Genomic DNA, 25,209 nt, shown 5'->3' with positions numbered 1-25,209 from the left:
CTCAGGCCTCCTGAGTGGCGTAGTCGGCGTTGCCTCCGGCCGTGGTCAGCTCTCCCTCGACACTGGCGAGGAGCTCGTCCCACGACTTCTCGAACTTCTCGACGCCCTCGGTCTCGAGTACGGCCACGACGTCGGCGTAGCTGACGCCGAGCTGCTCGAGCTGGTCGAGCACCGTCTTGGCGTCGTCGTACGACCCCGTGACGGCGTCACCCTTGACCTCGCCGTGGTCGGCGAGCGCCTCGAGAGTCTTGGGCGGCATCGTGTTGACGGTGTCCGGGGCCGCCAGCTCGACGACGTACATCGTGTCGGGGTACGCCGGGTCCTTGACTCCCGTGGAGGCCCACAGCGGCCGCTGGGTGTGCGCGCCGTCGTCGGCGAGCGTCTGCCAGCGCGGGGTGCCGAAGACCTCTTCGTAGGCCTGGTAGGCGAGCCGGGCGTTGGCGACACCTGCCTTGCCCTTGAGGGCCTTCGCCTCGTCGGAACCGATGGCGTCCAGCCGCTTGTCGATCTCGGAGTCGACGCGAGACACGAAGAACGAGGCCACCGAACGGATCGACGGGAGTTCCTTGCCCGCCTCACGGGCCTGCTCCAGGCCGGTGAGGAACGCGTTCATGACCCCGCGGTAGCGCTCGAGGCTGAAGATCAGTGTGACGTTGACGCTGATGCCCTCGGCCAGCACCTGGGTGATGGCGGGAAGGCCCTCGACCGTGGCCGGGATCTTGATCATCACGTTGGGGCGGTCGACCGTCTGCCACAGCTGCTTGGCCATCTCGACGGTCTTCTGCGTCTCGTGCGCCAGTCGCGGGTCGACCTCGATCGACACCCGTCCGTCCTGGCCATCGGTCGCGTCGTACACCGGGCGCATCACGTCGCACGCGTTGCGCACGTCCTCGGTGGTGATCGCGAAGACGGCGTCGTCGACGCCTGCGCCCTGGTCGGCGAGCTGCTTGACCTGCTCGTTGTAGGCGGTGCCGTCCTTCAGCGCGGACGCGAAGATCGTGGGGTTGGTGGTGACCCCGACGACGTCCTGCTCGTCGATGAGCTTCTGCAGGTCACCCGAGCCGATCATCGGGCGGTTGAGGTCGTCCAGCCAGATCGAGACGCCCACATCGGACAGCGCCTTGATGCGCGGGTTGGTGGTGGCCATGTCAGTTGCCTCCTGCTGCCGTGATGGACTCCTGGGCGGCCTGCACCACGGCGTCCGCGGTGAAGCCGAACTTCTCGAACAGCGTCTTGGCGTCGGCCGAGGCGCCGAAGTGGTCGATGCCGATGACCCGGCCTGCGTCGCCGACGATCTCGTGCCAGCCGAACGGCGTGGCCGCCTCGACGCTCACGCGCGCCTTGACAGCGGGCGGGAGGACCTCGTCACGATAGGACTGGTCCTGAGCAGCGAACCACTCACGGCACGGCATCGACACCACACGAGCGTCAACACCCTTGTCCTTCAACGTCTTCCGGGCCTCGACCGCGAGGCTGAGCTCGGACCCCGTGGCCACCAGGATGACGTCAGGCGTGTCCTTGTCGGCGTCGGCGAGGACGTAACCGCCCTTGGCGACGCCGTCGGCCGACGCGTACTCCGTGCGGTCCAGAGTCGGCAGCGCCTGACGGGTCAGCGCCAGGGCGGCCGGGTGGTCGACGTGGCCCAGGATGGTGCGCCAGGCGACGGCGGTCTCGTTGGCGTCACCGGGTCGTACGACGTCGAGCCCGGGGATCGCCCGCAGCGCCGCGAGGTGCTCGATCGGCTGGTGCGTCGGGCCGTCCTCGCCGACGCCGATCGAGTCGTGCGTCCATACGTAGGTGACGGGCAGCTGCTGGATCGCGGCCAGCCGGACGGCGGGGCGCATGTAGTCGGAGAAGACCAGGAACGTGCCGCCGTAGGGCTTGGTGAGGCCCTCGAGCGCGATGCCGTTGAGGATCATGCCCATGGCGTTCTCGCGGATGCCGAAGTGGAGGGTGCGGCCGTACGGGCCACCCGACCAGGACTTCGTCTGCTTGGAGGCAGGCACGAAGCTCGGCTCGCCCTCCATGGTCGTGTTGTTGGAGCCGGCGAGGTCGGCGGAGCCACCCCACAGCTCGGGCAGGACCGGCGCGAGCGCGCCGAGCACCTTGCCGGACGCCGCACGGGTCGCGATGCCCTTCTCGTCGGCCTCGAAGGTCGGGAACGCCTCGGCGAAGCCGTCCGGGAGCCGGTGGGCGAGGACCCGGTCGAGCAGCTCGGCGCGGTCGGCGTGTGCGGCCCGCCATGCGTCGTACGACTTCTGCCACTCGGCGTGCGCCTGCTGGCCACGCTCGGTGGCCTGACGGGTGTGGCTGATGACCTCGTCGCTGACCTCGAAGGTCTGCTCGGGGTCGAAGCCGAGGAGCTTCTTGGTGGCGGCGACCTCGTCGTCACCGAGGGCCGAGCCGTGGGCTGCGCCGGTGTCCTGCTTGGTGGGAGCCGGCCAGCCGATGACCGTGCGCAGCACGACGATGGTCGGCTTGTCGGTGACCTTCTTGCCGGACTCGATCGCCGCGAGCAGCGCGTCGACGTCCTCGACGTAGCCGCCGTTCTGGTGCGAGACGCGCCAGTCGACGACCTCGGTGTGCCAGCCGTACGCCTCGTAGCGCTTCGCGACGTCCTCGGAGAAGGAGATGTCGGTGTCGTCCTCGATCGAGATGGAGTTCTCGTCGTAGATGACGGTGAGGTTGCCGAGCTCCTGGTGGCCGGCGAGCGAGGACGCCTCGGAGGTGACGCCCTCCATGATGTCGCCGTCGGAGGCGATGACGTAGACGTGGTGGTCGAACGGGCTCTCACCGGGCGCGGCCTCGGGGTCGAACAACCCGCGCTGACGGCGCTGGGCCATCGCCATGCCGACCGCGGAGGCGAGGCCGGACCCGAGCGGGCCGGTCGTGATGTCGACACCCTTGGTGTGGTGCACCTCGGGGTGACCCGGCGTGAGCGAGCCCCAGGTGCGCAGGGCCTTGAGGTCGTCCAGCTCGAGGCCGTAGCCGGCGAGGTACAGCTGGATGTACTGGGTCAGGCTGGAGTGGCCGCACGACAGGACGAAGCGGTCCCGGCCGAACCACTCGGGGTCGCTCGGGTCGACGCGCATGACGTTCTGATAGAGCAGGTACGCCAGCGGCGCCAGGCTCATCGCGGTGCCGGGGTGGCCGTTGCCGACCTTCTGCACCGCGTCGGCGGCGAGAACGCGCACGGTGTCGACCGCGCGGACGTCGAGGTCGGTCCAGCCGGTCTCGGTGACGACGGGTGGCGCGAGACTGGGGTCACGCTGTCCCACGGTGCTCTCCTGCTGGTCCTGACTCACGAATGGGTGCTCCTTCGCACTCGAGCAACGGTGTTTCGGTTCGAGCCTAGACCGCAGGTGGTGCCGTGCGGGAGTGTGCCCTCCGCGTGGCTAGACTGTGCGTCAACGACAGCGTGTCGTAGCCGAGCGGCCACGGCACGCCTGTCATGACCAGCAGCCGCATCGCCAGCCCCCGAAGGACACCGTGACCGCCATCGAGCCGCGCTCCACCGCCGCACGAGGGACGTCGCAGACGCCCGAGGCTCGGCAGGAGCGTTCGCCTCGACAGGTCGTGGCCGACTACGTCTCGCTGACCAAGCCGCGCATCATCGAGCTGCTGCTCGTCACGACCTTTCCGGTCATGTTCCTCGCCGAGCGTGGTGTGCCGGACGTCTGGCTGATCGTGGCCACGCTCATCGGTGGCTCGCTGTCGGCGGGTTCGGCCAACACGCTGAACTGCTACCTCGACCGCGACATCGACGCCAAGATGCACCGCACCGAGGGCCGGCCGCTGGTCACCGGTGCGATCTCGCCGCGCAACGCCCTGATCTTCGGCATCGCCCTCGGCATCATCTCCAGCCTCTGGCTCGGCCTCCTGGTCAACTGGCTCTCCGCGGGCCTCTCGCTGGCCGCCAACGTGCTCTACGTCGGCTTCTACACCGTGCTGCTCAAGCGCCGGACGTCCCAGAACATCGTCTGGGGCGGCGTCGCCGGCTGCATGCCGGTGCTCATCGGCTGGTCGGCGGTCACCAACTCGCTCTCCTGGGCGGCGCTGGTGCTGTTCCTCGTGGTGTTCTTCTGGACGCCGCCGCACTACTGGCCGCTGTCGATGCGCTTCCGCGACGACTACGCCGAGGCCGGCGTACCCATGCTTCCCGTCATCGCCAAGGACGTCGCGGTGGCGCGGCAGGTGGTCCTCTACAGCTGGGCGACGGTGGCCACCTCGCTCGCGCTGGTGCCGGTCGGTGACATGGGCTGGATCTACCTGCTGACCGCGGTCGTGAGCGGCGGGGTGTTCCTGCTCGAGGCGCACAAGCTCCTGGCCCGCGCGAAGTCGCACGCGTCCAACGCGGTGCTGCGGCCGATGCGGCTGTTCCACTACTCGATCAGCTATCTGACGCTGCTGTTCATCGGCGTCGCGGTCGACCCGCTCCTGCACTTCGCCCTCTGACCGGTCGAGAGCCACGTACATCCGGTTCCAGGCGCCGACGCCCGGCCGTCGTGGCGTGTGCACCCGGGCGTTCTCGGGCCCACCAAGGTCCTCGCGCGGTCCGGCGTCCTGACGCAGTCCGAAGTACGCCGACTGGCGCGCGGGCAAAACGACTGGTCCCTACGCCGCGTGTCCCGACCCTGCGGACTCCGATCCGGCGGTCGACGACGAGATCCTGCATCCCACGTGCGACCATACGGTCGGCCCGGCTCGCGGGTGCGCTGACCTGACACGTGCTGCAGGTCGTGTCAGGTCAGGAGGAGCCCTGTCGCCGGGCCTGACCCGGTCAGGCGCTGGGGCGGTGGCGCAGGCTCAGCACGGCCCACGTGGTCGCGACGACGAGCAGTGAGGCACCGAGCATGTGCACGAGCACGATCACCCAGGGCAGGCCCGTGAAGTACTGCGTGTAGCCGACGAGACCCTGCGCGAGCGTGACGAGCAGCAGCGCGAACCACGCCCGGTGAGCGACCCGGTCGTCCGTGGTCAGGCGTACGGCGACGAGGACCGCGACGACGAGGCCGACGAAGAGCATCACCGTGTCGGCGTGCAGCCAGGAGATCGTGCGCGGGTCGATGTCCAGGCGGGCCGGCTGGTCGGCGTCGCCCGAGTGCGGTCCGGAGCCGGTGACCATGGTGCCCAGCGCGAGGATGACCGCAGCCAGGGCCGCGACGGCGTACGACAGCAGCCTCACCTCGCGGCGTACGACGGGCTCGGCTGCGCCGTCGCCCTCGCGTTCGCGCCACACCAGCCAGGCCGACGCCATGACCAGCAGCATCGACACGAGCAGGTGAGCAGCGACGATGACCGGGTTGAGGTCCATGTGCACCGAGATGCCGCCGATCACGGCCTGCGCCGCGACGCCGAGGACGACCAGCGCGATCGGCAGGCGCAGGCCCTTGCGGTGCGGGGCCCAGCGCCAGGTCGCGATGAGCAGGGCGAGGGCCACGCCGCCGACGACCGACGTCAGGGTGCGGTTGCCGAACTCGATGTAGGTGTGGATGCCGAGCGCCTCGTGTCGCTGCGGTGTGAGCGAGTCGTCGGTGCAGCGCGGCCAGGTCGGGCACCCCAGACCGCTGCCGGTGAGGCGGACCAGCCCACCGGTGATGACGATGAGCACCTCGACGACGAGGTTGAGCCAGAAGAGCCGCCGCAGCCAGGGGTTGGTCGGTCGGTCTGCGGGGGTGGGTAGCACCCCAAGAGGGTAGGCGGCCACGATCGGGCTCGAACGCGCGGGCCGGTCAGTCCGACCAGCTGAACACCCGCGACAGCACCGCGGACGACGCGAGCGCCCACACGAGCAGCACGGCGAGCGGCTGCCACACCGAGCCGGACTCGGCGAGCGCCGCACGCAGACCGTCGCCCAGCGCGCCTGACGGCAGCAGTCGTACGACGTCGGCCAGGCCCGTCGGTAGCTCACGGCTGGGCAGGAGCAGCCCGCCGCCGAGCAGCAGCAGCACCCAGATCAGGTTGGCGACCGCGAGCACGCCCTCGGACCGCAGCGCCCCTGCGAGCAGCAGCGCCAGCGCGACGAATGCCCAGGCGCCGAGGACGATGAGCAGCAGCGCGACCGGCAGACCGGCCCAGTGAGGGCGCCAGCCGAAGCCGATGCCGAGCGCGCCCAGCAGGACGGTCTGGATCGCGATGACCGACAGCACTGCGACGGCCTTGCCGGCGAGGAGTCCGCTTGGTCCCAGGGGAGTGACGCCGAGCAGGCGCAGGAGGCCGTACCGGCGGTCGAACGCGGTCGCGATGGCCTGACCGGTGAACGCCGTCGACACCACGGCGAGGGCGATGACGCCGGGGACGGCGATGTCGACACGTCGGCCGGCGCCGAGGTCGGGGACGTCGGAGACGACGAGCCCGATCAGCGCCAGTGCGGGAAGCAGGATCGAGACGAGCAGCTGCTCACCGTTGGTGAGGACGGTGCGGGTCTCGAAGCCCGCCTGTGCGCGGACGCGCTGGGCTGCGGGCGCGGCGGTCATCGGACCTCCTCGGTGAGCGCGAAGTAGCTCTCCTCGAGGGTGTGCGTGCCGGCGACCTCGGCGACGCTGCCGCTCGCGACCACGCGGCCTCGCGCGACGACGACCACCCGGTCGGCCAGGCGCTCGGCCTCCTCGAACGAGTGGGTGGTCACGACCACGGTGACACCCGCGTCACGCGTCTCACGGATGAGCCGCCACACGTCGCGGCGGGCGTGGGGATCCAGGCCCGCGGTGGGCTCGTCCAGGAAGAGCACGTCCGGGCGTCCGACGAGAGCGGCCGCGAGTGCCACCCGCTGGCGTTGACCGCCGGAGAGGCGGCGCATCGTCGTACGGTCGAAGTCACCGATGCCGAGCCGCGCGACCAGGGCGTCGACGTCGGCGGGGGAGGCGTACATCCGGGCGAGATGACGGAGCAGTCGCGAGGGACGGGTGCCGCCCGGGAGACCACCGTCCTGCAGCATGACGCCGACCCGCGCGCGATGGGCGGCGTCGGCGTGCCAGGGATCGCAGCCGAGGACCCGGACCTCACCCTCGGACGGTCGACGAAGGCCCTCGGCCATCTCGATCATCGTGGTCTTGCCGGCACCGTTGGGCCCGAGGATCGCGGTCACGGCGCCGTGCTCGGCGGACCAGCTCATGCCGTCGAGCGCCTGAGTGGAGCCGTACCGGTGGCGCAGCTCGCGCACAATCACGGTCTCGGTCACGAGGGCCAAGTGTAAGTTGATGAGAGCAGTGCTCGGACCGACGGGTGGCGCACAGGTCGCGGGAGGCAACCTCGAGGCGCCGCCGGACGTCGTCCTACGAGACACATCGAACGAGACCGGGGGATCGTCGTGAGTGAGCTGTTGACGTCCATCACACCCAGCAGGCGCAGTGTGCTGCTCGGACTCGGAGCCGCAGGCGGGCTGGCGGCGCTCGGCGCTTCGCCCGCGATGGCCTGTGCGGCCTGGGAGGTGGCGGCCCACCGGCGCGACCGCATGACCCTCGAGCAGCAGGTCGGCCAGCTGTTCATGGTCGGGACGCCGGCCACGTAGGCCTCGAGCACCGTCCTCAACCACATCACGTACCGCCACATCGGCAACGTCATGCTCACCGGGCGCAGCACCTCCGGGACGAGCACGACCTCCGCGGTGACGGCGGCCCTGCGCGCGCGGGTGACGGCCGCGTCCACCGACTCGGTCCCGCTGTTCATCGGCACCGATCAGGAGGGCGGCAACGTGCAGGTGCTGCGGGGCAGCGGCTACAGCACCATGCCGACGGCGCTCACCCAGGGCACGTGGGACTCGAGCACGCTGCAGTCCTCGGCGCGTACCTGGGGCCAGCAGCTGCACGGCAGCGGCATCAACGTCAACCTCGCCCCGGTGATGGACACCGTGCCGAGCGCGGCGTACGCGCCCTACAACAAGCCGATCGGCTACTACCACCGTGAGTTCGGCTACAGCACCGCACAGGTGGCCGACAAGGGCAGTGCGTTCCTGCGGGGCATGAGTCAGGCCGGGGTGGAGACCTCGGTCAAGCACTTCCCGGGGCTCGGGCTGGTCACCGCCAACACCGACACCACGGTCGGGGTCCGTGACACCAAGATGACGTTGAACGGGTCGTTCAGCTCGTACGTCAACCCGTTCCTGGCCGGGGTCAACGCCGGCGCCGGCATGGTGATGATGTCGTCGGCCATCTACAGCAACATCGACGCTCACGCCCCGGCCTGCTTCTCGTACAAGATCATCACCCAGGTCCTGCGTGGACAGCACGGCTACAACGGGATCGTCATCTCCGACGACCTCGGCAACGCCAAGGCTGTCTCGCCGTGGGCGCCGGGCACCCGAGCGGTGTGGTTCCTCCTCAGCGGCGGCACGATGATTCTGACGGTCAACGCGAACGTGGTCACCGAGATGTACAACGCCGTCCTCGCGCGCGCCCGCAGCGACGCGTCGTTCCGGCGGATCGTGCAGGCCAGCTGCAACCGCGTGCTGCTGCGCAAGGCTGCGCGAGGCCTCATCGGCGGCTGCTGACCCGGTCGACTGTGGGGTAAGGCCTACCTTCCTGGAGGGCACTCAGGCATTTAGGTCACACTGGTGTTGTGATTTTGTCGCGCGGTCAGTCGCCGTCGGCGGGCTCCGTCCCGGCCGACCGTGATCGCGCGACACCCACGGGCCTGGAGACCCGCACTCGTGACCGGGTCAAGCAGGCCGTCTCCGAGCACGGCCCCATCACCGCCGCCGAGCTCGCCGGTCGTCTCGGACTGACTCCGGCCGCCGTACGCCGCCACCTGGACTGCCTCGCCGACGCCGGGCTCCTCGAGGAGCACGAGAAGGCCGCCACCGGTGCGCGTCGCCGTGGCCGCCCCGCGCGCGCCTACGTCCTCACCGAGGCCGGCCACACCGACCTGCGTGAGGACTACGACTCCCTGGCGGCCGACGTCCTGCGGTTCCTCGCCGAGCACGCCGGCTCCGGCGCGGTCACGGCCTACGCCCAGCAGCGGGCGCGTGAGCTCGCCGAGCGCCTGGCCCGCGAGCTGGACGCGGCCGGTGACGACATCGGCGACCGCACGGCGGCGCTGGCGGCCGGCCTGCGGCGCGAGGGGTACGCCGCCTCGGCGCGTCCGGTCGCCACGGGCACACCGCTCGCAGGCGTCCAGCTGTGCCAGGGTCACTGCCCGGTGCGCGACGTCGCCGCGGAGTTCCCCCAGCTGTGCGAGGCCGAGGCGGAAATGTTCTCCGACGTCCTCGGCGTTCACGTCCAAAGACTTGCGTCGCTCGCTCACGGCGAGCACGTCTGCACCACGTTCGTCCCCCTTCCCGACGTGCCGCGTGCCGGCGCGAGCACACCATCGACCTCCCCCGACAGCACAGAAAGGGATCCGCGATGAGCACCATCGAAGAGCTCAACCCCGGACTGAAGGACCTCGGCCGTTACGAGTACGGCTGGGCCGACAGCGACTCCGCGGGTGCCTCCGCACGGCGTGGCCTGTCCGAGGACGTCGTCACCGACATCTCCGCTCGCAAGAACGAGCCGGAGTGGATGAACACCCTGCGCAAGAAGTCGCTGCGGCTGTTCGACAAGAAGCCCATGCCGACCTGGGGCAGCGACCTGACCGGCATCGACTTCCAGAACATCAAGTACTTCGTGAAGTCCACCGAGAAGCAGGCGACCTCCTGGGAGGACCTGCCCGAGGACATCAAGAACACCTACGACAAGCTCGGCATCCCCGAGGCGGAGAAGCAGCGCCTGGTCGCCGGCGTCGCAGCGCAGTACGAGTCGGAGGTCGTCTACCACCAGATCCGCGAGGACCTGGAGGAGAAGGGCGTCATCTTCGTCGACACCGACACCGGCCTGCGCGAGCACGAGGACATCTTCAAGGAGTACTTCGGCTCGGTCATCCCTCCGGGCGACAACAAGTTCGCCGCGCTCAACACTGCCGTGTGGTCCGGTGGCTCGTTCATCTACGTGCCCAAGGGCGTCCACGTCGACATCCCGCTGCAGGCGTACTTCCGCATCAACACCGAGAACATGGGCCAGTTCGAGCGGACGCTGATCATCGCCGACGAGGGCTCGTACGTGCACTACGTCGAGGGCTGCACCGCCCCGATCTACCAGTCCGACTCGCTGCACTCCGCGGTCGTCGAGATCGTCGTGAAGAAGAACGCCCGGGTGCGCTACACGACCATCCAGAACTGGTCCAACAACGTCTACAACCTCGTCACCAAGCGCGCCACCTGCGAGGAGGGCGCGACGATGGAGTGGATCGACGGCAACATCGGCTCCAAGGTCACCATGAAGTACCCGGCCGTCTTCCTGATGGGGGAGCACGCCAAGGGTGAGACCCTCTCGATCGCGTTCGCGGGCGAGGGCCAGCACCAGGACGCCGGCTCCAAGATGGTGCACGCCGCTCCCAACACCAGCTCGACCATCGTGAGCAAGTCGGTGGCCCGCGGTGGCGGCCGGACGTCGTACCGCGGTCTGGTCCAGATCCTCGAGGGCGCCAGCAACTCCAAGTCCTCGGTGGTGTGCGACGCGCTGCTGGTCGACCAGATCAGCCGGTCCGACACCTACCCCTATGTCGATGTCCGCGAGGACGACGTGCAGATGGGCCACGAGGCGACCGTCTCCAAGGTCAGCGAGGACCAGCTGTTCTACCTGCGCAGCCGCGGTCTCACCGAGGAGGAGGCCATGGCGATGATCGTGCGCGGCTTCGTCGAGCCGATCGCCCGTGAGCTGCCCATGGAGTACGCCCTCGAGCTGAACCGCCTCATCGAGCTGCAGATGGAAGGAGCCGTCGGCTGATGTCGCTTCTGACCCCCGACGCCAAGACCCACACCGACCCTGGCGCTGCAGCCAGTGGTGCGGTCATCCCGGACCAGTCGCGTGCAGAGCGCACGACGTCGTTCGACGTCGCTGACTTCCCGGTGCCGAGCGGCCGCGAGGAGGAGTGGCGTTTCACCCCGGTCGACCGGCTGAGCGGCCTCCTGGCCGACGAGGCCACCGACGGCGACGCCGTGTCGTACGACGTGTCGGCGTCCCTCGAACCGCTCGTGCAGTCCGCGCTGGCCCCGGGTCAGGCGCCCCGCGGCACCGTCCTCACGCCGGCCGACCGCGCCGCGGTGGTCGGCTCGGCCAACGTGGCCGAGGCCCTGCACATCAGGCTTGCGGCCGAGCAGGAGTACGCCGAGCCGCTGCGACTCGACATCCGGGGCAACGGCGCCGGCCGGCGCAGCAACGCTCACTACGTCGTCGAGGCCGAGCATCACAGCAAGGGCCTGCTGATCCTCGACCACACCGGTTCGTCCGACCACGTCGGCAACCTCGAGGTGATCGTCGGCGACGGAGCCAACCTGACCGTCGTGTCGCTGCAGCGCTGGGACGACGACGCCAACCACCTCGGTCAGCACGACGCTCAGGTGGGCCGCGACGCGACCTACCGTCACATCGTCGTGAGCCTCGGCGGTGGCATCGTGCGCGTCAACAGCAACGTGCGCTACGACGGCCCCGGCGGTGACGCGACGCTGCTCGGCGTCTACTTCGCCGACTCGGGTCAGCACCTGGAGCACCGCTCGTTCGTCGACCACAACGCGCCGCGGTGCACGTCGCTGGTCACCTACAAGGGTGCGCTCCAGGGCGACACCGCCCACACGGTGTGGGTCGGAGACGTGCTGATCCGCGCCGAGGCCGAGGGCATCGAGACCTACGAGCTCAACCGCAACCTGGTGCTCACCGACGGCGCGCGCGCCGACTCGGTGCCCAACCTGGAGATCGAGACGGGCGAGATCGCAGGTGCGGGTCACGCGTCGTCGACCGGCCGGTTCGACGACGAGCAGCTGTTCTACCTGATGGCGCGCGGCATCCCCGAGGTCGAGGCGCGACGCCTGGTCGTGCGCGGCTTCTTCGCCGATGTCGTCCACAAGATCGGCGTGCCCGAGATCGTCGAGACGGTGATGCAGGCGATCGAGGTCGAGCTCGCTCAGGCGGGGGAGTGACATGAGCGACAACGCTGTTGAGACCGACGAGTTCGTGCGCGTGTGCGCACGCGGTGAGCTGCCCGCGACCGAGGGTGCTGCGCTGGCCGACATCGAGGGTCAGCGGGTCGCGATCGTCGTCGACTCCGAGGGCCAGGTGCACGCGGTCGACGACACCTGCAGCCATGCCAACGTGTCGCTGTCCGAGGGCGAGGTCGACGGCTGCACTGTCGAGTGCTGGCTGCACGGTTCGCGCTTCGACCTGCGCACCGGTGAGCCCACCGGACTCCCGGCGACCCAGCCTGTCGCCGTCTACCCCGTCAAGGTCGAGGGCGACGACGTCTACGTCTCCACGACCCCCCAGACCACGAACTGAAGGACCGAAAAGCAATGGCAACTCTGGAGATTCGCGACCTGCACGTCTCGGTCGACGTCGAGGACGGCACCAAGGAGATCCTCAAGGGCGTCAACCTGACCGTGAAGTCCGGTGAGACCCACGCGATCATGGGACCCAACGGCTCGGGCAAGTCGACGCTGGCGTACTCCATCGCCGGCCACCCCAAGTACACCGTCACCAGCGGCACCGTCACCCTCGACGGTGAGGACGTGCTGGCGATGGAGATCGACGAGCGGGCGCGGGCAGGGCTCTTCCTGGCGATGCAGTACCCCGTCGAGGTCCCGGGCGTCACGGTGTCCAACTTCCTGCGTACGGCGAAGACCGCGGTCGACGGCGAGGCCCCCAAGCTGCGCACCTGGGTCAAGGACGTCAAGGGCGCCATGGACAACCTGCGCATGGACTCGGCCTTCGCCGAGCGCAACGTCAACGAGGGCTTCTCCGGCGGCGAGAAGAAGCGCCACGAGATCCTGCAGATGGAGCTGCTCAAGCCCCAGATCGCGATCCTCGACGAGACCGACTCCGGCCTCGACGTCGACGCGCTGCGTATCGTCTCCGAGGGCGTCAACCGCGCCAAGGAGAGCACGGACGTCGGCGTCCTGCTGATCACGCACTACACGCGGATCCTGCAGTACATCAAGCCCGACTTCGTGCACGTCTTCGTCGACGGCAAGGTCGCCGAGGAGGGTGGCCCCGAGCTGGCCGACCGCCTCGAGGCCGAGGGCTACGACCACTACGTCCAGGCTGCGAAGGCCTGATCCCATGACCACGACGTACGACGCCTCACCGGCCGCGGGTTCCGCGTCCGGTGGGGCCTTGAGCGCCGCAGAGGTCGAGCGCATCCGCGCCGACTTCCCGCTGCTGCGTCGTACGGTCCGGGCAGACCGTCCTCTGGTCTACCTCGACTCCGGCGCCACGTCGCAGAAGCCCGCCGTCGTCCTCGACGCCGAACGCCGCTTCTACGAGCAGCACAACGCCGCAGTCCACCGGGGTGCTCACCAGCTCGCCGAGGAGGCCACCGACGAGTTCGAGCACGCGCGTGAGCGCGTGGCCCGGTTCGTCGGTGCACAGACCGACGAGATCGTCTTCACCAAGAACGCCACCGAGGCGATCAACCTGGTGGCCTACGCGTTCAGCAACGCCGGTTTCGACGGCGCCCTCGACGGTGTCGACCCCGAGGTGGCGGCCCGGCTGCGCCTCGGCCCGGGTGACGAGATCGTCGTGACCGAGATGGAGCATCACGCCAATCTCGTGCCGTGGCAGGAGCTCTCGCGTCGTACCGGCGCCACGCTGCGCTGGATCGGCCTCACCGACGACGGCCGTCTCGACCTGACCGATCTCGACGAGCTGGTCAACGAGCACACCAAGGTGCTCGCCTTCGCGCACGTCTCCAACGTGCTCGGCACGATCAACCCGGTCGCCACACTCGTCGAGCGTGCGAAGGCCGTCGGTGCGCTGACCGTGCTCGACGCCTGCCAGTCGGTGCCGCACCTGCCGGTCGACGTCGCCGACCTCGGGGTCGACTTCCTCGCGTTCAGCGGCCACAAGATGTTCGGTCCGCTCGGCATCGGCGTCCTGTGGGGGCGTCCCGAGCTGCTCGCGGCGATGCCGCCGTTCATCACCGGTGGCTCCATGATCGAGACCGTCCGGATGGAGGGCACGACCTACGCCCCGCCCCCGCAGCGCTTCGAGGCCGGTACGCCGGTGGTCGCGCAGGCGGTCGCCCTCGGCGTGGCCTGTGACTACCTCGACGCGATCGGCATGGACCGGGTGCGCGCCCACGACGTCGAGCTGCTCAAGGTGCTGCTCGACGGTCTCGCGGAGCGCCCGTGGGTACGCGTCCTCGGACCGCTGAAGGCCGAGAACCGTTCTGGCGCAGTCGCTTTCGAGGTCGACGGAGTACACCCGCACGACGTGGGCCAGATCCTCGACGACTCGGGCGTCGCCGTACGCACCGGCCACCACTGCGCGTGGCCGCTGCACCGCCGGATGCGGGTGACGGCGAGCAGCCGCGCCAGCGTGGCTGCGTACAACACCGTCGAGGAGATCCAGACCTTCCTCGAGGCGCTCGACCGGGTGCCCGAGGTGTTCGGCATCGCGAAGGGAGCCTGACATGGATCTCTACCAGGAGCTCATCCTCGAGCACTCCAAGCGCCCGCAGCACGCCGGTCTGCGCGACCCGTTCGACGCCGAGACCCATCACGTCAACACCACGTGCGGTGACGAGGTGACGCTGCGAGTTCACCTGTCCGACAACGGTTCTGGTGAGCCTGTGGTCCAGGACGTGTCGTACGACGCGCTCGGCTGCTCGATCTCCGTCGCCTCGACGTCGGTCCTTGCCGAGGAGGTCATCGGCCACCCCGTGAGCGAAGCGCTCGAGACCTTCGCCGCGATGCGTTCGATGCTCACGAGCAAGGGCCAGGACCCCGGCGACGAGGAGCAGATCGGCGACGGCGTCGCGTTCGCCGGAGTCGCCCAGTACCCCGCTCGCGTCAAGTGCGCGCTGCTGTCCTGGAGTGCGTTCACCGATGCACTGGCACGCGCCGGCGCCGACATCTCATCCATCTCCGCCGAAGACCCGGCCCGACCCGTGGGGAGCCCGCGATGACCGAAACCGCCACACCGCCCAACGTCGCCGACGTCGAGGAGGCCATGCGTGACGTGGTCGACCCCGAGCTCGGCATCAACGTGGTCGACCTCGGCCTCGTCTACGGCATCACCGTCGACGCCGACGCGCATGCCGTGCTCGACATGACCCTGACCAGCGCTGCGTGCCCGCTGACCGACGTCATCGAGGACCAGACCGCAGCTGCCCTGGAGGGCCTGGTGGCCACCCACCGCATCAACTGGGTCTGGATGCCGCCGTGGGGTCCGGACAAGATCACCGACGACGGGCGCGAGCAGCTGCGCGCACTCGGCTTCAACGTGTGATTCCGGCACACTGCGGACAGGTGCTGTCCGCAGTGTGCGTGGAAGAGCAGAAACGGAGTAGTCCGCCACCGGACCCGCTGTAACACTCGAACCGCAGAGCAGGTCGTCGGCACCTGCCCGTTCGGGGAGAAGCGGATCATGAGTCGTCCCTACGCACATCTGGTGTGTGGCAAGAAGATCAAGTGGGCCGTGGCGGCGTTCTGGATCGCCGCCTTCGTGGTGGCGGGGCCGCTCGCCGGCAAGCTCACCGACGCCCAGGACAACCAGACGAGCTCGTGGCTGCCCGCGAGCGCGGAGTCCACGAAGGCGTTCGACCAGATCGGGGCGTTCCAGGACGCCGAGAGCATGCCGGCGATCATCGTGTACGAACGTGTCAGCGGTATCACACCGGCCGACACCGCCAAGGTGGCTGCAGACGTCGCGAAGTTCGGGCAGACCAAGGGTTTGTCCGGCAAGGTCGTCGGGCCGATCCCGTCCCAGGACAAGCAGGCCCTGCAGGTGCTCGTGCCGTTGCACATCGACCCCACGACGGGGTGGAACGACCTGCCGGACCAGGTCGCAGCGCTGAAGAAGATCGGCGACACCGGCAGCAACGGCATGGCGGTGCACGTGGGTGGACCGGTCGGTTTCGGTGCCGACCAGGCCGAGGCGTTCGGTGACATCGACGGCACCCTGCTGTTCGCGACGCTGGGTGTGGTCATCGTGATCCTGGTGCTGACCTACCGCAGTCCTGTGCTGTGGATCCTCCCGCTGTTCTCGGCGGTCGTCGCGCTGATGACCGCGCAGGCGGTCATCTACCTGCTGGCCGAGCACGCCGGCCTGACCGTCAACGCGCAGAGCGCCGGCATCCTCACCGTCCTCGTGGTCGGCGCCGGCACCGACTACGCGCTGCTGCTCATCGCCCGCTACCGCGAGGAGCTGCGTCGTCACGAGGACCGGCACGAGGCGATGGCGCTGGCCCTGCACCGGTCGGGTCCGGCGATCTTCGCCAGCGGCACCACGGTCGTGCTCGGCATGCTGTGCCTGCTGGTCGCCGAGATGAACTCGACCAAGGGCCTGGGCCCGGTCGCTGCCATCGGCGTGATCTTCTCGTTGCTGGTGATGCTGACGCTGCTGCCGGCGCTCCTGGTCATCTTCGGCCGCTGGATCTTCTGGCCGCGCCGACCGGCGTACGGCAGCGCGGAGCCCACCGCCACCGGCCTGTGGGCGAAGGTGGGCAACGCCATCAAGCAGCGTCCGCGCACGGTGTGGGTGAGCACCGCGGCGCTGCTCGCACTGGCAGCGCTCGGGCTCTTCCGGCTCGATGCCGAGGGTCTGACCACCGACGAGGTGTTCGTCAAGGACGTGCCCTCGGTCGCCGCGACCCAGGTGATCGACAAGCACTACGCGAGCAACGCCGGCGATCCGGCGTACATCTTCGTCAACGCCGACAAGGCCGATGCGGTGGCGAGTGCCCTGAGCGCCAAGTCCGACGTCGGCGACGTCGCGCCGCCCGTCGTCCGCGGCGGCCGGGCGATGGTGCAGGCGACGCTCAACGACGACGCCTACAGCCATGAGGCGTTCGCCGCGATCAAGGACATCCGGGCGACCGTGCACGCGATCCCGGGGGCGGACGCGGTCGTCGGTGGGACATCGGCCACCACCCTCGACATCCAGGACGCCTCGCGTGCCGACAACAAGATCATCATCCCGCTGACCCTGGTCGTGGTCATGCTCGTCCTGGCCCTGCTGCTCCGGGCGATCGTCGCACCCGTGATCCTGATCGCGACCGTGGTGCTGTCCTTCGCGGCGGCGCTCGGCCTGTCGAGCCTGGTGTTCCACTACGTCTTCGGATTCGGCGGTACTGACCCGTCGTTGCCGTTGTTCGTGTTCGTCTTCCTCGTCGCTCTGGGCATCGACTACAACATCTTCCTCATGACCCGTGTGCGCGAGGAGGCACAGCAGCACGGCACGCGCAGAGGAGCACTCGTCGGGCTCGCGGCGACCGGTGGTGTGATCACCTCCGCCGGCATCGTCCTCGCCGCGACGTTCGGGGTGCTCGGCACGATCCCGGTCGTGGCCTTCGCCGAGATCGGGTTCGCGGTCGCTCTCGGTGTCCTGCTCGACACGATCGTGGTCCGCGCGGTCCTCGTGACCGCGCTCAACCTCGACATCGGCAACAAGATCTGGTGGCCCGGCCGGCTCAGCACGGTCCCGGACGAGGCCCCCGTCGCCGAGCACCTCGACCGTCCGGCACCCGCACCGGTCGACTGACCAGGTGGGGTACGACGAAGGCTCACCTCCCGCAGCGGGAGGTGAGCCTTCGTCGTACGGGCTCGCGGAGCCGGTTGGTCAGCCGAGGTCCTGCGCGTTGAAGGTGTCGCAGGCGTTGACGTCGCCGCTCTGGTAGCCGGTCATGAACCACTTCTGCCGCTGGGCGGACGATCCGTGCGTCCAGTTCTCCGGGGTGACCCGACCCTGCGCCTTCTCCTGGATGCGGTCGTCACCGACCGCAGACGCGGCCGACAGCGCCGACTGGATGTCCTGGTCGGTCGGCTGCTTCAGCAGGATGTTGCCCTCGGCGTCCTTGGTCGTCGAGGCGAAGTGCACCCAGATGCCGGCGTAGCAGTCGGCCTGGAGCTCGGTGCGGACCGCCGCGCTCTGGGCGCCCTGCGGGTCCTGCTGCGCGCGGTCGAGCACGCCGAAGATGTTCTGGACGTGGTGGCCGTACTCGTGGGCCACGACGTACATCTGGGCCAGGTTGCCGCCGTCCGCGCCGTACTTGCTCGACAGCTCGGAGAAGAACGAGACGTCGATGTAGACCTTCTGGTCGAGCGGGCAGTAGAACGGGCCCATCTGCGAGCTGCCGGTGCCGCACGCGGTCTGGGTCGCGCCGCTGTAGAGGACGGTCTTGGCGGGCGAGTAGCTCTTGCCGTACTTGGGCAGTGCGCCGTTCCAGAAGTTCTGGACGCTGTTGACGGTGCCGATCACGCGGCAGGTGTCGTCGCGGTTGGCGTCGGCGCCGGTCTTGCACTGGCTGATCGAGCTCGCCACCTGGTCACCACCCGAGCCGGCGGCGCCGATCTGGGAGGTGTCCTGCCCGAGGCCGCCCTGCTGACCGGTGCCGGTGCCGGTCCCACTGGTGCCACCGGTGAGGTTGCCGCCGAACAGCACCATCAGGATCATGATGATGAGGCCGCCGATGCCGCCGACGCCGATGCCGCCGGGCGAGATGCCACCGCCACCCCCGCCGAAGCCGCCACCGCCGCTGCCACCGGACTCGACCTGCGAGGTGTCGAGGTTTGCGTTGTCGTTGAACGTCACGAGACGACCTCCGTGGTCGGCGTTGGGCCGCGAAACGCATTCGGGCCCCTGGGGTACCGATGCGTACACTAGCGCGATGTACCCCGGACGCCGGGGCCGCGCGTGCGGCCGGCGTCCGTGTTGCTGTCCGGACCTCATCAAGACCTCAGGAGTACGCGCGTGATCACCGCCAGCGGAGTCGAGCTGCGAGCGGGTGCACGCATCCTCCTGGAGGGTGCGACGTTCCGCGTCGCGGCGGGCGACCGCGTCGGTCTCGTCGGGCGCAACGGCGCAGGCAAGACGACGCTCACCAAGGTCCTCGCAGGGGAGGGCACGCCCGCAGCGGGCGAGGTCACCCGCAGCGGTGAGGTCGGCTACCTTCCGCAGGACCCGCGCACCGGCGACCTCGAGGTGCTCGCGCGGGACCGCATCCTGTCGGCACGTGGCCTCGACGTGATCACCCGTGACCTGCGCGCCGCCGAGCAGGCGATGGCCTCCGAGGACGACGAGAAGCGCGAGAAGGCCATGCGGCGCTACTCGCGTCTCGACACCGAGTTCGGTGCGCAGGGTGGCTACGCGGCCGAGTCCGAGGCCGCGTCGATCGCCTCCAGCCTCGGGCTCGACGAGCGCATCCTCGGCCAGCCGCTGCGGACGCTGTCCGGCGGTCAGCGTCGGCGTGTCGAACTCACGCGCATCCTGTTCTCCGGTGCCGAGACGCTGCTGCTGGACGAGCCGACCAACCACCTGGACGCCGACTCGATCGTCTGGTTGCGCGACTACCTCAAGTCCTACAAGGGCGGGCTGATCATCATCAGCCACGACGTCGAGATGCTCGACACGGTCGTGACCCGCGTCTTCCACCTCGACGCCAACCGAGGCGAGCTCGACCAGTACAACGTGGGCTGGAAGACCTACCTGCAGCAGCGCGAGACCGACGAGCGCCGACGCAAGCGCGAGCGGCTCAACGCCGAGAAGAAGGCGTCGACGCTGCTGGCGCAGGCCGACAAGATGCGCGCCAAGGCGACCAAGGCGACGGCCGCTCAGAACATGGCCAACCGCGCCGAGCGGCTGCTGGCGGGCGTCGAGGGGGAGCGGCAGCAGGACAAGGTCGCCCACCTGCGCTTCCCCAAGCCCTCACCCTGCGGACGGACTCCGCTCAGTGCACAGGGGCTGTCGCGGTCGTACGGCTCGCTGGAGATCTTCACCGACGTCGACCTCGCCATCGACCGCGGCTCGCGCGTCGTGATCCTGGGCCTCAACGGCGCCGGCAAGACGACGCTGCTGCGCATCCTGGGCGGGGTCGACGCGCCCGACACCGGTGAGGTCGTCCCCGGTCACGGGCTCAAGCTCGGCTACTACGCCCAGGAGCACGAGAACCTCGACGTCGACCGGTCCGTGCTCGACAACATGAAGTCAGCAGCACCCGACCTCGGCGAGACCGAGGTGCGCAAGGTACTCGGCTCGTTCCTGTTCAGCGGCGACGACGTCAACAAGCCCGCCGGTGTGCTCTCCGGCGGTGAGAAGACGCGCCTGTCCCTGGCACTCCTGGTGGTCTCCTCGGCCAACGTGCTGCTGCTCGACGAGCCCACCAACAACCTCGACCCCGCGTCGCGCGAGGAGATCCTCGGCGCACTGCGTACCTACGAGGGCGCCGTCGTCCTGGTGACGCACGACGAGGGTGCCGTCGAGGCCCTGCAGCCCGAACGCATCTTGCTGCTGCCCGACGGCGTCGAGGACCTGTGGGGCCCGGACTACGCCGACCTCGTCAGCCTCGCGTAGCCCGGGGCACCGTCGTACGCCACGGCTAGAGTCGCGCGTGTGACCGAGCCGAGCCGCACCACCCGTCCGCACCCGCGACTCGAGGTCGCCCAGGACGGCCCGTTGCTGACCGTCACCCTCGATGACCCGAGCAGCCGCAACGCGCAGGTGCCGAGCCTGTGGCTGGCGCTCGCGCACCTCGGCCGAACCCTTCCGCCCGAGGTGCGTGTCGTCATCGTGCGTGGCAACGGTCCGACGTTCTCTGCCGGTCTCGACCGCAACCTGATCGGTGGTGCCGGGCTGCCGGGCGAGCGGTCGCTGGCTCACATGGCAGCGCAGGAGCGCGGCGACATTGCCGACGAGATCGCTTCGTACCAAAAGGGATTCGCGATCTGGTCCGAAGTCTCTGCGATCACGATCGCGGCCGTGCAGGGCCACGCCGTGGGCGCGGGCTTCCAGCTCGCGCTGGCCTGCGACATGCGCCTGGTCGCCGATGACGTGCAGCTGATCATGCGTGAGACCGCGCTCGGGCTCGTGCCGGACCTCACGGGGACCCTGCCCCTGGTGCGGCAGGTCGGCTATGCCCGGGCCCTCGAGGTGTGCGCCACCGGGCGTCCGATCGGGGCGGACGAGGCCATCGCCTGGGGCCTCGCGTCGCTCAAGGTGCCCGTCGACGACCTCGACGAGGCTGCGCGAGACCTCGCCGACGCGGTGATGGCCAACCCGCCGGAGGCGGTCCGTGAGCTGAAGCGGTTGCTGCGCTTCGCCCAGAGCGCGACGCCCGAGCAGCAGCACTACGCCGAGCGCTCGGCGCAAGCGAGGCTGCTGAGCGCGATGCTCGCTGGGCGGAATGCGCCCGCTTGACCTGAAGTTGACTTCAGCGAGCAGGGTGGAGCCCGTTGACGAGAGGAGACCCCCATGTCGATGGGCGCCTGGCAGGCGATGAGCTCGATGACGCGCGATGCGTCGGTCAAGGACGCGCGGCTGCGTCCGGGCACCGGACGGCGGGTGCTGTCGTACGCCGCGCCGTACCGCCGAACCATTGCGGCCTTCCTCGCGTTGACGGTCCTCGAGGCGCTGCTCGTCGTCGCGACCCCGCTGCTGCTGAAGAAGATCGTCGACGACGGCATCATCGGCAACGACTCCTCCCTCGTCGTCGGGCTCGCACTGCTCGTCGGACTCGTCGCCGTGGTGGGCGCGGTCCTGTCGGTCATCGAGCGCCTGATGTCCTCGCGCATCGGGGAAGGTCTCATCTTCGACCTGCGCCGTCAGGTGTTCTCGCACGTGCTGCGTCAGCCGATCGCGTTCTTCACCCGGGCCCAGACCGGTGCGCTGGTGACCCGCCTCAACTCCGACGTCATCGGAGCCCAGCAGGCGTTCACCTCGACGCTTTCCAACGTCGTCAGCAACGTCGTCACCCTGGTCGTGATCGTCGTGGCGATGGGTGCGTTGTCCTGGCAGCTGACGTTGATGTCGTTGGTCCTGGTGCCGCTGTTCCTGATCCCGACGCGGGTCATGGGCCGCCGGCTCGCCGGTCTCGCGCGCTCCCAGATGCAGGAGAACGCCGACCTCGGCGCCCGCATGTCCGAGCGGTTCAACGTCGCGGGAGCGCTCCTGGTCAAGCTGTACGGCCGCCCGGACCAGGAGGACCTCGAGTACGCCGAGCGCGCGGGTCGGGTGCGCGACATCGGCGTCGTGATCGCCCTGAACCGTTCGGTGTTCATGGTCGGCCTCACGCTGATGGCGTCGGTGGCGACGGCGTTGGTCTACGGGTTCGGCGGTGTGATGGCGGTCAACGGCTCGCTCACCGTCGGCACCCTGCTCGCGCTCGCCGCGCTTCTGGCCCGGCTCTACACACTGCTCACCGCGCTGTCCAACGTGCGCGTCGACGTGATGACCGCGCTGGTGTCGTTCGAGCGCGTCTTCGAGATCCTCGACCTGCGGCCGCTCGTCGGTGAGCCCGAGCACCCGCAGCCGCTCCCGGACGGCCCCCTGTCGGTCGAGCTCGACCGGGTGGGCTTCACCTACCCGTCGGCCGACGAGGTCTCACTGCGCTCGCTGGAGGCGGTCAGCGGCAGTGACCGTGGGGCCGGGGCGCCCGTCCTGCACGAAGTCTCGCTGCGTGCCGAGCCCGGGCAGCTCGTCGCGCTCGTCGGCCCGAGCGGTGCCGGCAAGACGACCATCACCAGCCTGGTTGCGCGTCTGTACGACCCGACAGAGGGCTCGGTGAGCATCGGCGAGGTCGACGTGCGCGACGTCCGGTCCGACGACCTGCGCTCCAGGCTCGGTGTCGTCTCGCAGGAGGCTCACCTGTTCCACGACACGATCCGCGCCAACCTCGAGTACGCCCGTCCCGGCGCCACCGACGCCGAGCTGGAGCAGGCGCTGCGTGCCGCGCACGTGTGGGACCTCATCCAGGCGCTGCCCGAGGGCGTCGAGACCGTGGTCGGTGACCGCGGGCACCGGCCGTCCGGCGGTGAGAAGCAGCGCCTGGCCATCGCGCGCCTGCTGCTCAAGAACCCCTCTGTCGTGGTCCTCGACGAGGCGACTGCCCACCTGGACAGCGAGTCGGAGGCGGCCGTGCAGCGGGCCCTGGACGGCGCTCTCGCCGGACGCACCTCGATCGTGATCGCCCATCGTCTGTCAACGGTGCGCGACGCCGATCAGATCCTGGTGGTCGACAAGGGCACGGTCGTCGAGCGCGGTGACCACGCGAGCCTGCTCGCCGCGGGCGGGCTCTACGCCGACCTGTACCGGACCCAGTTCCGTGATCCGAGGCAGGAGCCCGCGCCGGTTCCGTGAGTCAGATGTCTGCGGTTGCGACGGTTCGTGGTGTCGTACGTTCGCGCGCCTGGCTCACGACCGCGACGGCCACGGCCGTCGTGACGGGCACGCTCAGCACCAGCGCGATGGACCCGACGAGAGTGCTGACCAGCTCGGCCGCGATGAGCTCGGACCGCGCGACGTCGAGCAGCGGTCGGTCGTACACCGAGATCAGCAGCAGTGTTCCGAGCGAGGCGCCGGCCCAGGCGAACGCGATCGTGTAGATCGTCGAGGCGATGTGGTCACGACCGATACGGATGGCCCGTCGGTACAGCGAACGCGGGTTGTCGCCGGCGCCCGCCTCGGCGAGCTCCCATACCGCGGATGCCTGAGTGATCGTGACGTCGTTGAGCACGCCGAGCCCGGCGATGATCATGCCGCACATCACCACGGCAGTGAGGTGCATGTGCGGTGCGGCCTGTCCGAGCAGGTAGTCGTCGTCGCTCACCGCGCCGGTGAGGTGGGTCCAGCGGGTGGCGCCCCAGCCCAGCAGCGCCGCGAGTGCCAGGCCGAAGACCGTGCCGAGCAGGGCCGTGCTCGTACGCACGCTGAACCCGTGCGTGCAGTAGAGGACGACGTACATGATGGCCAGGCTCCCGACCAGGCCGACGAGGACCGGCTGGGCGCCGGTGATGAGCGCGGGGAACACGAAGAGCACCAGCACGGCGCCCGCGACTCCGAGGCCCAGGAGCGCCAGCAGGCCACGCCAGCGCGCCACGAGCACGACCACGAGGACGAAGAGCGCAGCGATCAGGGCGAGCGGTCGGTCGCGCTCGAAGTCGGCGAACTGGTACGCCGGCTGCTCTCCGGGGATCTGTGCACGCGCGAGCTGGAGTCGCTGCCCCGGATGCGGCGAGAGCGCGAGGACAACGGCATCGACGGTGACGTCGACGAGCGTCCCTCGCTCAGGTCCGCCGTCGACGCCCATCCGCAGGACGGCGCAGTGGTCGTCGGGAGCACCGGCGTCGGCGGCTTGCGGGCTGCCCGCAGACGCGTCGGTCTCACCACACGAGACCGGCCGGACGGACTGAATCGTGCCCGGGACGAACGTGGTCCCCCCGGTGCGGACCACGTCCTTGCGGATCTGGTGGTCGACGTCGTGCGGCCACAGGGTGATCAGGCCGAGGACGGTCAGCAGCGCAACGGGCACCAGCGTGGCTGCGAGCAGCATCCGAGCGGAGCGACGTGTGGCCCGATCACGTTGATGATGGGTCCGGTCACGACGCAAGGGTTGTTCGACAGGCTGTGCCCGTGGCTCACCGCATCGACCTCACGCGTCCTCCTCGTCCCAGATCCGGACCTTCTTGGGCTTCTGGCGGCGGGGAATGCCGGCGAGGTCGCGCGCCTCGCGGCGAGCCACGAACAGCACGTACGCCGGGATCGCCAGCATGCCGACCCACCACTGGATCGCGTAGCTCAGGTTGATGCCCGCGGCCGAGCCCTGGTCGGGCTTCTCCAACGGCTCGGGCCGCTTCGGCGTCGCCCCGGCGTCGGTGCGCTCGGACCGCATCAGCACGTACGCACCGTCGTACAGCTGCGCGCCGGTCTGCTGCTCGACGTCGGCGACGTTGATCGACGAGACCTGCCCGGCGATCGGCGCACGGCCGAGCTCGCGCTCTCCGGGACGCAGCCAGCCGACGACCTCGACCGCACCGGCCGGCTCCGCAGGGACCGCGGGTGGCGTCGCCGCGTCAGGGCCGTTCGGAACCCAGCCGCGGTCGATCAGGATCGTTCCGCCGCTCGCGAGGCGGAACGGGACCACCACCTCGTACCCGAACTCGCCGTCGTGCGGCCTGTTGCGGACCAGGAGGCGGTGACCGGCGTCGTACGTGCCCGTCATGCGCACCTGTGTCCACTCGCGGTGATCGGGGAGCGGGCTGGTCGGGCTCGGGAGTGCGCTGGCCAGGCCGACCGGCGTGGCGTCGTAGTTGTCACTGATCTGCGACTGCATCGCGTGCTTGGCCTCCCAGCGGTGCCACTGCCACCGACCGAGCAGCAGGCAGGCGACGGACGCGATGAGGGCCACCGCCAGCCAGGCCAGCCAGCGCCTGGTGAGCAGGACTCGAAGCACCCCGTGACGGTACCCGGTCGT

Annotated in this window: 23 protein-coding genes; 15 read left to right on the top strand and 8 right to left on the bottom strand. The window is 69.5% G+C overall.

All coding sequences use genetic code 11. The annotated features are described in order from the left end of the window. Nucleotide 1: 1 nt before the first annotated feature. Together tal and tkt are read right to left on the bottom strand one after the other, a co-directional pair. Nucleotides 2-1,147, bottom strand: coding sequence for a transaldolase (gene tal, locus VV01_RS08820; protein WP_050669557.1), 1,146 nt, complete (start codon nucleotides 1,145-1,147; stop codon nucleotides 2-4). Between the two features lies 1 nt (nucleotide 1,148). Beyond that, entirely contained in the window at nucleotides 1,149-3,305 is a 2,157-nt protein-coding gene (gene tkt, locus VV01_RS08815) for a transketolase (protein ID WP_050669556.1), read from the bottom strand. A 193-nt stretch (nucleotides 3,306-3,498) separates the two neighbouring features. On the opposite strand from tkt, the gene VV01_RS08810 reads away from it, so the two are divergent. Then, nucleotides 3,499-4,455 carry a heme o synthase gene (locus VV01_RS08810; RefSeq protein WP_197275169.1) on the top strand — a complete coding sequence of 319 codons (957 nt, stop codon included), beginning with the start codon at nucleotides 3,499-3,501 and terminating at the stop codon, nucleotides 4,453-4,455. Between the two features lie 325 nt (nucleotides 4,456-4,780). Here the strand turns inward: VV01_RS08810 and VV01_RS08805 are convergent, their stop codons facing one another. Genes VV01_RS08805 through VV01_RS08795 form a run of 3 tightly spaced genes read right to left on the bottom strand, consistent with a single transcriptional unit; the run spans nucleotide 4,781 to nucleotide 7,180 of the window. After that, nucleotides 4,781-5,686: a COX15/CtaA family protein gene (locus VV01_RS08805; RefSeq protein WP_050669554.1), complete on the bottom strand. Its 906-nt coding sequence runs from the start codon at nucleotides 5,684-5,686 to the stop codon at nucleotides 4,781-4,783. 46 nt (nucleotides 5,687-5,732) lie between these two features. Then, the gene (locus VV01_RS08800) at nucleotides 5,733-6,476 is read right to left on the bottom strand and encodes an ABC transporter permease (protein WP_050669553.1); all 744 of its coding nucleotides are present in this window, start codon (nucleotides 6,474-6,476) and stop codon (nucleotides 5,733-5,735) included. Continuing rightward, complete coding sequence (locus tag VV01_RS08795) at nucleotides 6,473-7,180, bottom strand: ABC transporter ATP-binding protein (RefSeq protein ID WP_050669552.1); 708 nt, start codon at nucleotides 7,178-7,180, stop codon at nucleotides 6,473-6,475. The genes VV01_RS08800 and VV01_RS08795 overlap by 4 nt, the downstream gene beginning before the upstream one ends. 129 nt (nucleotides 7,181-7,309) lie before the next feature. Between VV01_RS08795 and VV01_RS08790 the strand changes: the two genes are divergently transcribed. From VV01_RS08790 to VV01_RS08740, 11 genes are all read left to right on the top strand, one after another. Next, nucleotides 7,310-7,510, top strand: a complete 201-nt coding sequence (locus VV01_RS08790; protein WP_050669551.1) for a twin-arginine translocation signal domain-containing protein — start codon at nucleotides 7,310-7,312, stop codon at nucleotides 7,508-7,510. Between the two features lie 24 nt (nucleotides 7,511-7,534). Next, nucleotides 7,535-8,488 (top strand): glycoside hydrolase family 3 N-terminal domain-containing protein, encoded by a 954-nt coding sequence (locus VV01_RS08785; RefSeq protein ID WP_269431144.1) that lies wholly within the window; start codon nucleotides 7,535-7,537, stop codon nucleotides 8,486-8,488. Between the two features lie 68 nt (nucleotides 8,489-8,556). After that, the gene (locus VV01_RS08780) at nucleotides 8,557-9,345 is read left to right on the top strand and encodes a helix-turn-helix transcriptional regulator (RefSeq protein ID WP_407942908.1); all 789 of its coding nucleotides are present in this window, start codon (nucleotides 8,557-8,559) and stop codon (nucleotides 9,343-9,345) included. Then, complete coding sequence (gene sufB / locus VV01_RS08775) at nucleotides 9,342-10,760, top strand: Fe-S cluster assembly protein SufB (protein ID WP_050669549.1); 1,419 nt, start codon at nucleotides 9,342-9,344, stop codon at nucleotides 10,758-10,760. The genes VV01_RS08780 and sufB overlap by 4 nt, the downstream gene beginning before the upstream one ends. Further along, nucleotides 10,760-11,950: a Fe-S cluster assembly protein SufD gene (sufD, locus tag VV01_RS08770; protein ID WP_050669548.1), complete on the top strand. Its 1,191-nt coding sequence runs from the start codon at nucleotides 10,760-10,762 to the stop codon at nucleotides 11,948-11,950. Before sufB ends, sufD begins: the two co-directional genes overlap by 1 nt. A 1-nt stretch (nucleotide 11,951) precedes the next feature. After that, complete coding sequence (locus VV01_RS08765) at nucleotides 11,952-12,305, top strand: non-heme iron oxygenase ferredoxin subunit (protein WP_050669547.1); 354 nt, start codon at nucleotides 11,952-11,954, stop codon at nucleotides 12,303-12,305. Nucleotides 12,306-12,319: 14 nt separating this feature from the next. Then, nucleotides 12,320-13,081, top strand: coding sequence for a Fe-S cluster assembly ATPase SufC (sufC, locus tag VV01_RS08760; protein ID WP_050669546.1), 762 nt, complete (start codon nucleotides 12,320-12,322; stop codon nucleotides 13,079-13,081). A 4-nt stretch (nucleotides 13,082-13,085) separates the two neighbouring features. Next, complete coding sequence (locus tag VV01_RS08755) at nucleotides 13,086-14,435, top strand: cysteine desulfurase (protein WP_050669545.1); 1,350 nt, start codon at nucleotides 13,086-13,088, stop codon at nucleotides 14,433-14,435. A 1-nt stretch (nucleotide 14,436) separates the two neighbouring features. Further along, nucleotides 14,437-14,931, top strand: coding sequence for a Fe-S cluster assembly sulfur transfer protein SufU (gene sufU, locus VV01_RS08750; RefSeq protein WP_050669544.1), 495 nt, complete (start codon nucleotides 14,437-14,439; stop codon nucleotides 14,929-14,931). After that, nucleotides 14,928-15,254, top strand: coding sequence for a metal-sulfur cluster assembly factor (locus tag VV01_RS08745; protein WP_050669543.1), 327 nt, complete (start codon nucleotides 14,928-14,930; stop codon nucleotides 15,252-15,254). Before sufU ends, VV01_RS08745 begins: the two co-directional genes overlap by 4 nt. Before the next feature lie 138 nt (nucleotides 15,255-15,392). After that, the gene (locus VV01_RS08740) at nucleotides 15,393-17,507 is read left to right on the top strand and encodes an MMPL family transporter (protein WP_050669542.1); all 2,115 of its coding nucleotides are present in this window, start codon (nucleotides 15,393-15,395) and stop codon (nucleotides 17,505-17,507) included. A 78-nt stretch (nucleotides 17,508-17,585) separates the two neighbouring features. On the opposite strand, the gene ypfJ is transcribed toward VV01_RS08740, so the two are convergent. Continuing rightward, on the bottom strand, nucleotides 17,586-18,557 hold the full coding sequence (gene ypfJ, locus VV01_RS08735) for a KPN_02809 family neutral zinc metallopeptidase (protein WP_050669541.1): 972 nt from the start codon (nucleotides 18,555-18,557) through the stop codon (nucleotides 17,586-17,588). A 159-nt stretch (nucleotides 18,558-18,716) separates the two neighbouring features. Between ypfJ and VV01_RS08730 the strand changes: the two genes are divergently transcribed. Genes VV01_RS08730 through VV01_RS08720 form a run of 3 tightly spaced genes read left to right on the top strand, consistent with a single transcriptional unit; the run spans nucleotide 18,717 to nucleotide 23,096 of the window. Next, nucleotides 18,717-20,315 (top strand): ABC-F family ATP-binding cassette domain-containing protein, encoded by a 1,599-nt coding sequence (locus VV01_RS08730; protein WP_050669540.1) that lies wholly within the window; start codon nucleotides 18,717-18,719, stop codon nucleotides 20,313-20,315. Nucleotides 20,316-20,354: 39 nt separating this feature from the next. Beyond that, nucleotides 20,355-21,158 carry an enoyl-CoA hydratase/isomerase family protein gene (locus tag VV01_RS08725; protein ID WP_050669539.1) on the top strand — a complete coding sequence of 268 codons (804 nt, stop codon included), beginning with the start codon at nucleotides 20,355-20,357 and terminating at the stop codon, nucleotides 21,156-21,158. A gap of 54 nt (nucleotides 21,159-21,212) precedes the next feature. Then, nucleotides 21,213-23,096 carry an ABC transporter ATP-binding protein gene (locus tag VV01_RS08720; RefSeq protein WP_050669538.1) on the top strand — a complete coding sequence of 628 codons (1,884 nt, stop codon included), beginning with the start codon at nucleotides 21,213-21,215 and terminating at the stop codon, nucleotides 23,094-23,096. Between the two features lies 1 nt (nucleotide 23,097). On the opposite strand, the gene VV01_RS08715 is transcribed toward VV01_RS08720, so the two are convergent. After that, nucleotides 23,098-24,288, bottom strand: coding sequence for a YibE/F family protein (locus VV01_RS08715; protein WP_050669537.1), 1,191 nt, complete (start codon nucleotides 24,286-24,288; stop codon nucleotides 23,098-23,100). Between the two features lie 99 nt (nucleotides 24,289-24,387). Beyond that, the gene (locus VV01_RS08710; protein ID WP_050669536.1) at nucleotides 24,388-25,188 is read right to left on the bottom strand and encodes an SURF1 family cytochrome oxidase biogenesis protein; all 801 of its coding nucleotides are present in this window, start codon (nucleotides 25,186-25,188) and stop codon (nucleotides 24,388-24,390) included. Nucleotides 25,189-25,209: the final 21 nt, after the last annotated feature.

Origin of the sequence: Luteipulveratus halotolerans, assembly GCF_001247745.1 — a bacterium.
Classification (GTDB): Bacteria; Actinomycetota; Actinomycetes; order Actinomycetales; family Dermatophilaceae; genus Luteipulveratus; species Luteipulveratus halotolerans.
This window is presented reverse-complemented; position numbering and strand designations above follow the sequence as displayed.

Bases quoted from the DNA above. Each gene is read 5' to 3' on its own strand.
- tal (WP_050669557.1), bottom strand. From the start codon at position 1,147: ATGGCCACCACCAACCCGCGCATCAAGGCGCTGTCCGATGTGGGCGTC.
- VV01_RS08800 (WP_050669553.1), bottom strand. From the start codon at position 6,476: ATGACCGCCGCGCCCGCAGCCCAGCGCGTCCGCGCACAGGCGGGCTTC.
- sufB (WP_050669549.1), top strand. From the start codon at position 9,342: ATGAGCACCATCGAAGAGCTCAACCCCGGACTGAAGGACCTCGGCCGT.
- sufD (WP_050669548.1), top strand. From the start codon at position 10,760: ATGTCGCTTCTGACCCCCGACGCCAAGACCCACACCGACCCTGGCGCT.
- VV01_RS08765 (WP_050669547.1), top strand. From the start codon at position 11,952: ATGAGCGACAACGCTGTTGAGACCGACGAGTTCGTGCGCGTGTGCGCA.
- sufC (WP_050669546.1), top strand. From the start codon at position 12,320: ATGGCAACTCTGGAGATTCGCGACCTGCACGTCTCGGTCGACGTCGAG.
- VV01_RS08755 (WP_050669545.1), top strand. From the start codon at position 13,086: ATGACCACGACGTACGACGCCTCACCGGCCGCGGGTTCCGCGTCCGGT.
- sufU (WP_050669544.1), top strand. From the start codon at position 14,437: ATGGATCTCTACCAGGAGCTCATCCTCGAGCACTCCAAGCGCCCGCAG.
- VV01_RS08745 (WP_050669543.1), top strand. From the start codon at position 14,928: ATGACCGAAACCGCCACACCGCCCAACGTCGCCGACGTCGAGGAGGCC.
- VV01_RS08740 (WP_050669542.1), top strand. From the start codon at position 15,393: ATGAGTCGTCCCTACGCACATCTGGTGTGTGGCAAGAAGATCAAGTGG.
- VV01_RS08720 (WP_050669538.1), top strand. From the start codon at position 21,213: ATGTCGATGGGCGCCTGGCAGGCGATGAGCTCGATGACGCGCGATGCG.
- VV01_RS08715 (WP_050669537.1), bottom strand. From the start codon at position 24,288: ATGCTGCTCGCAGCCACGCTGGTGCCCGTTGCGCTGCTGACCGTCCTC.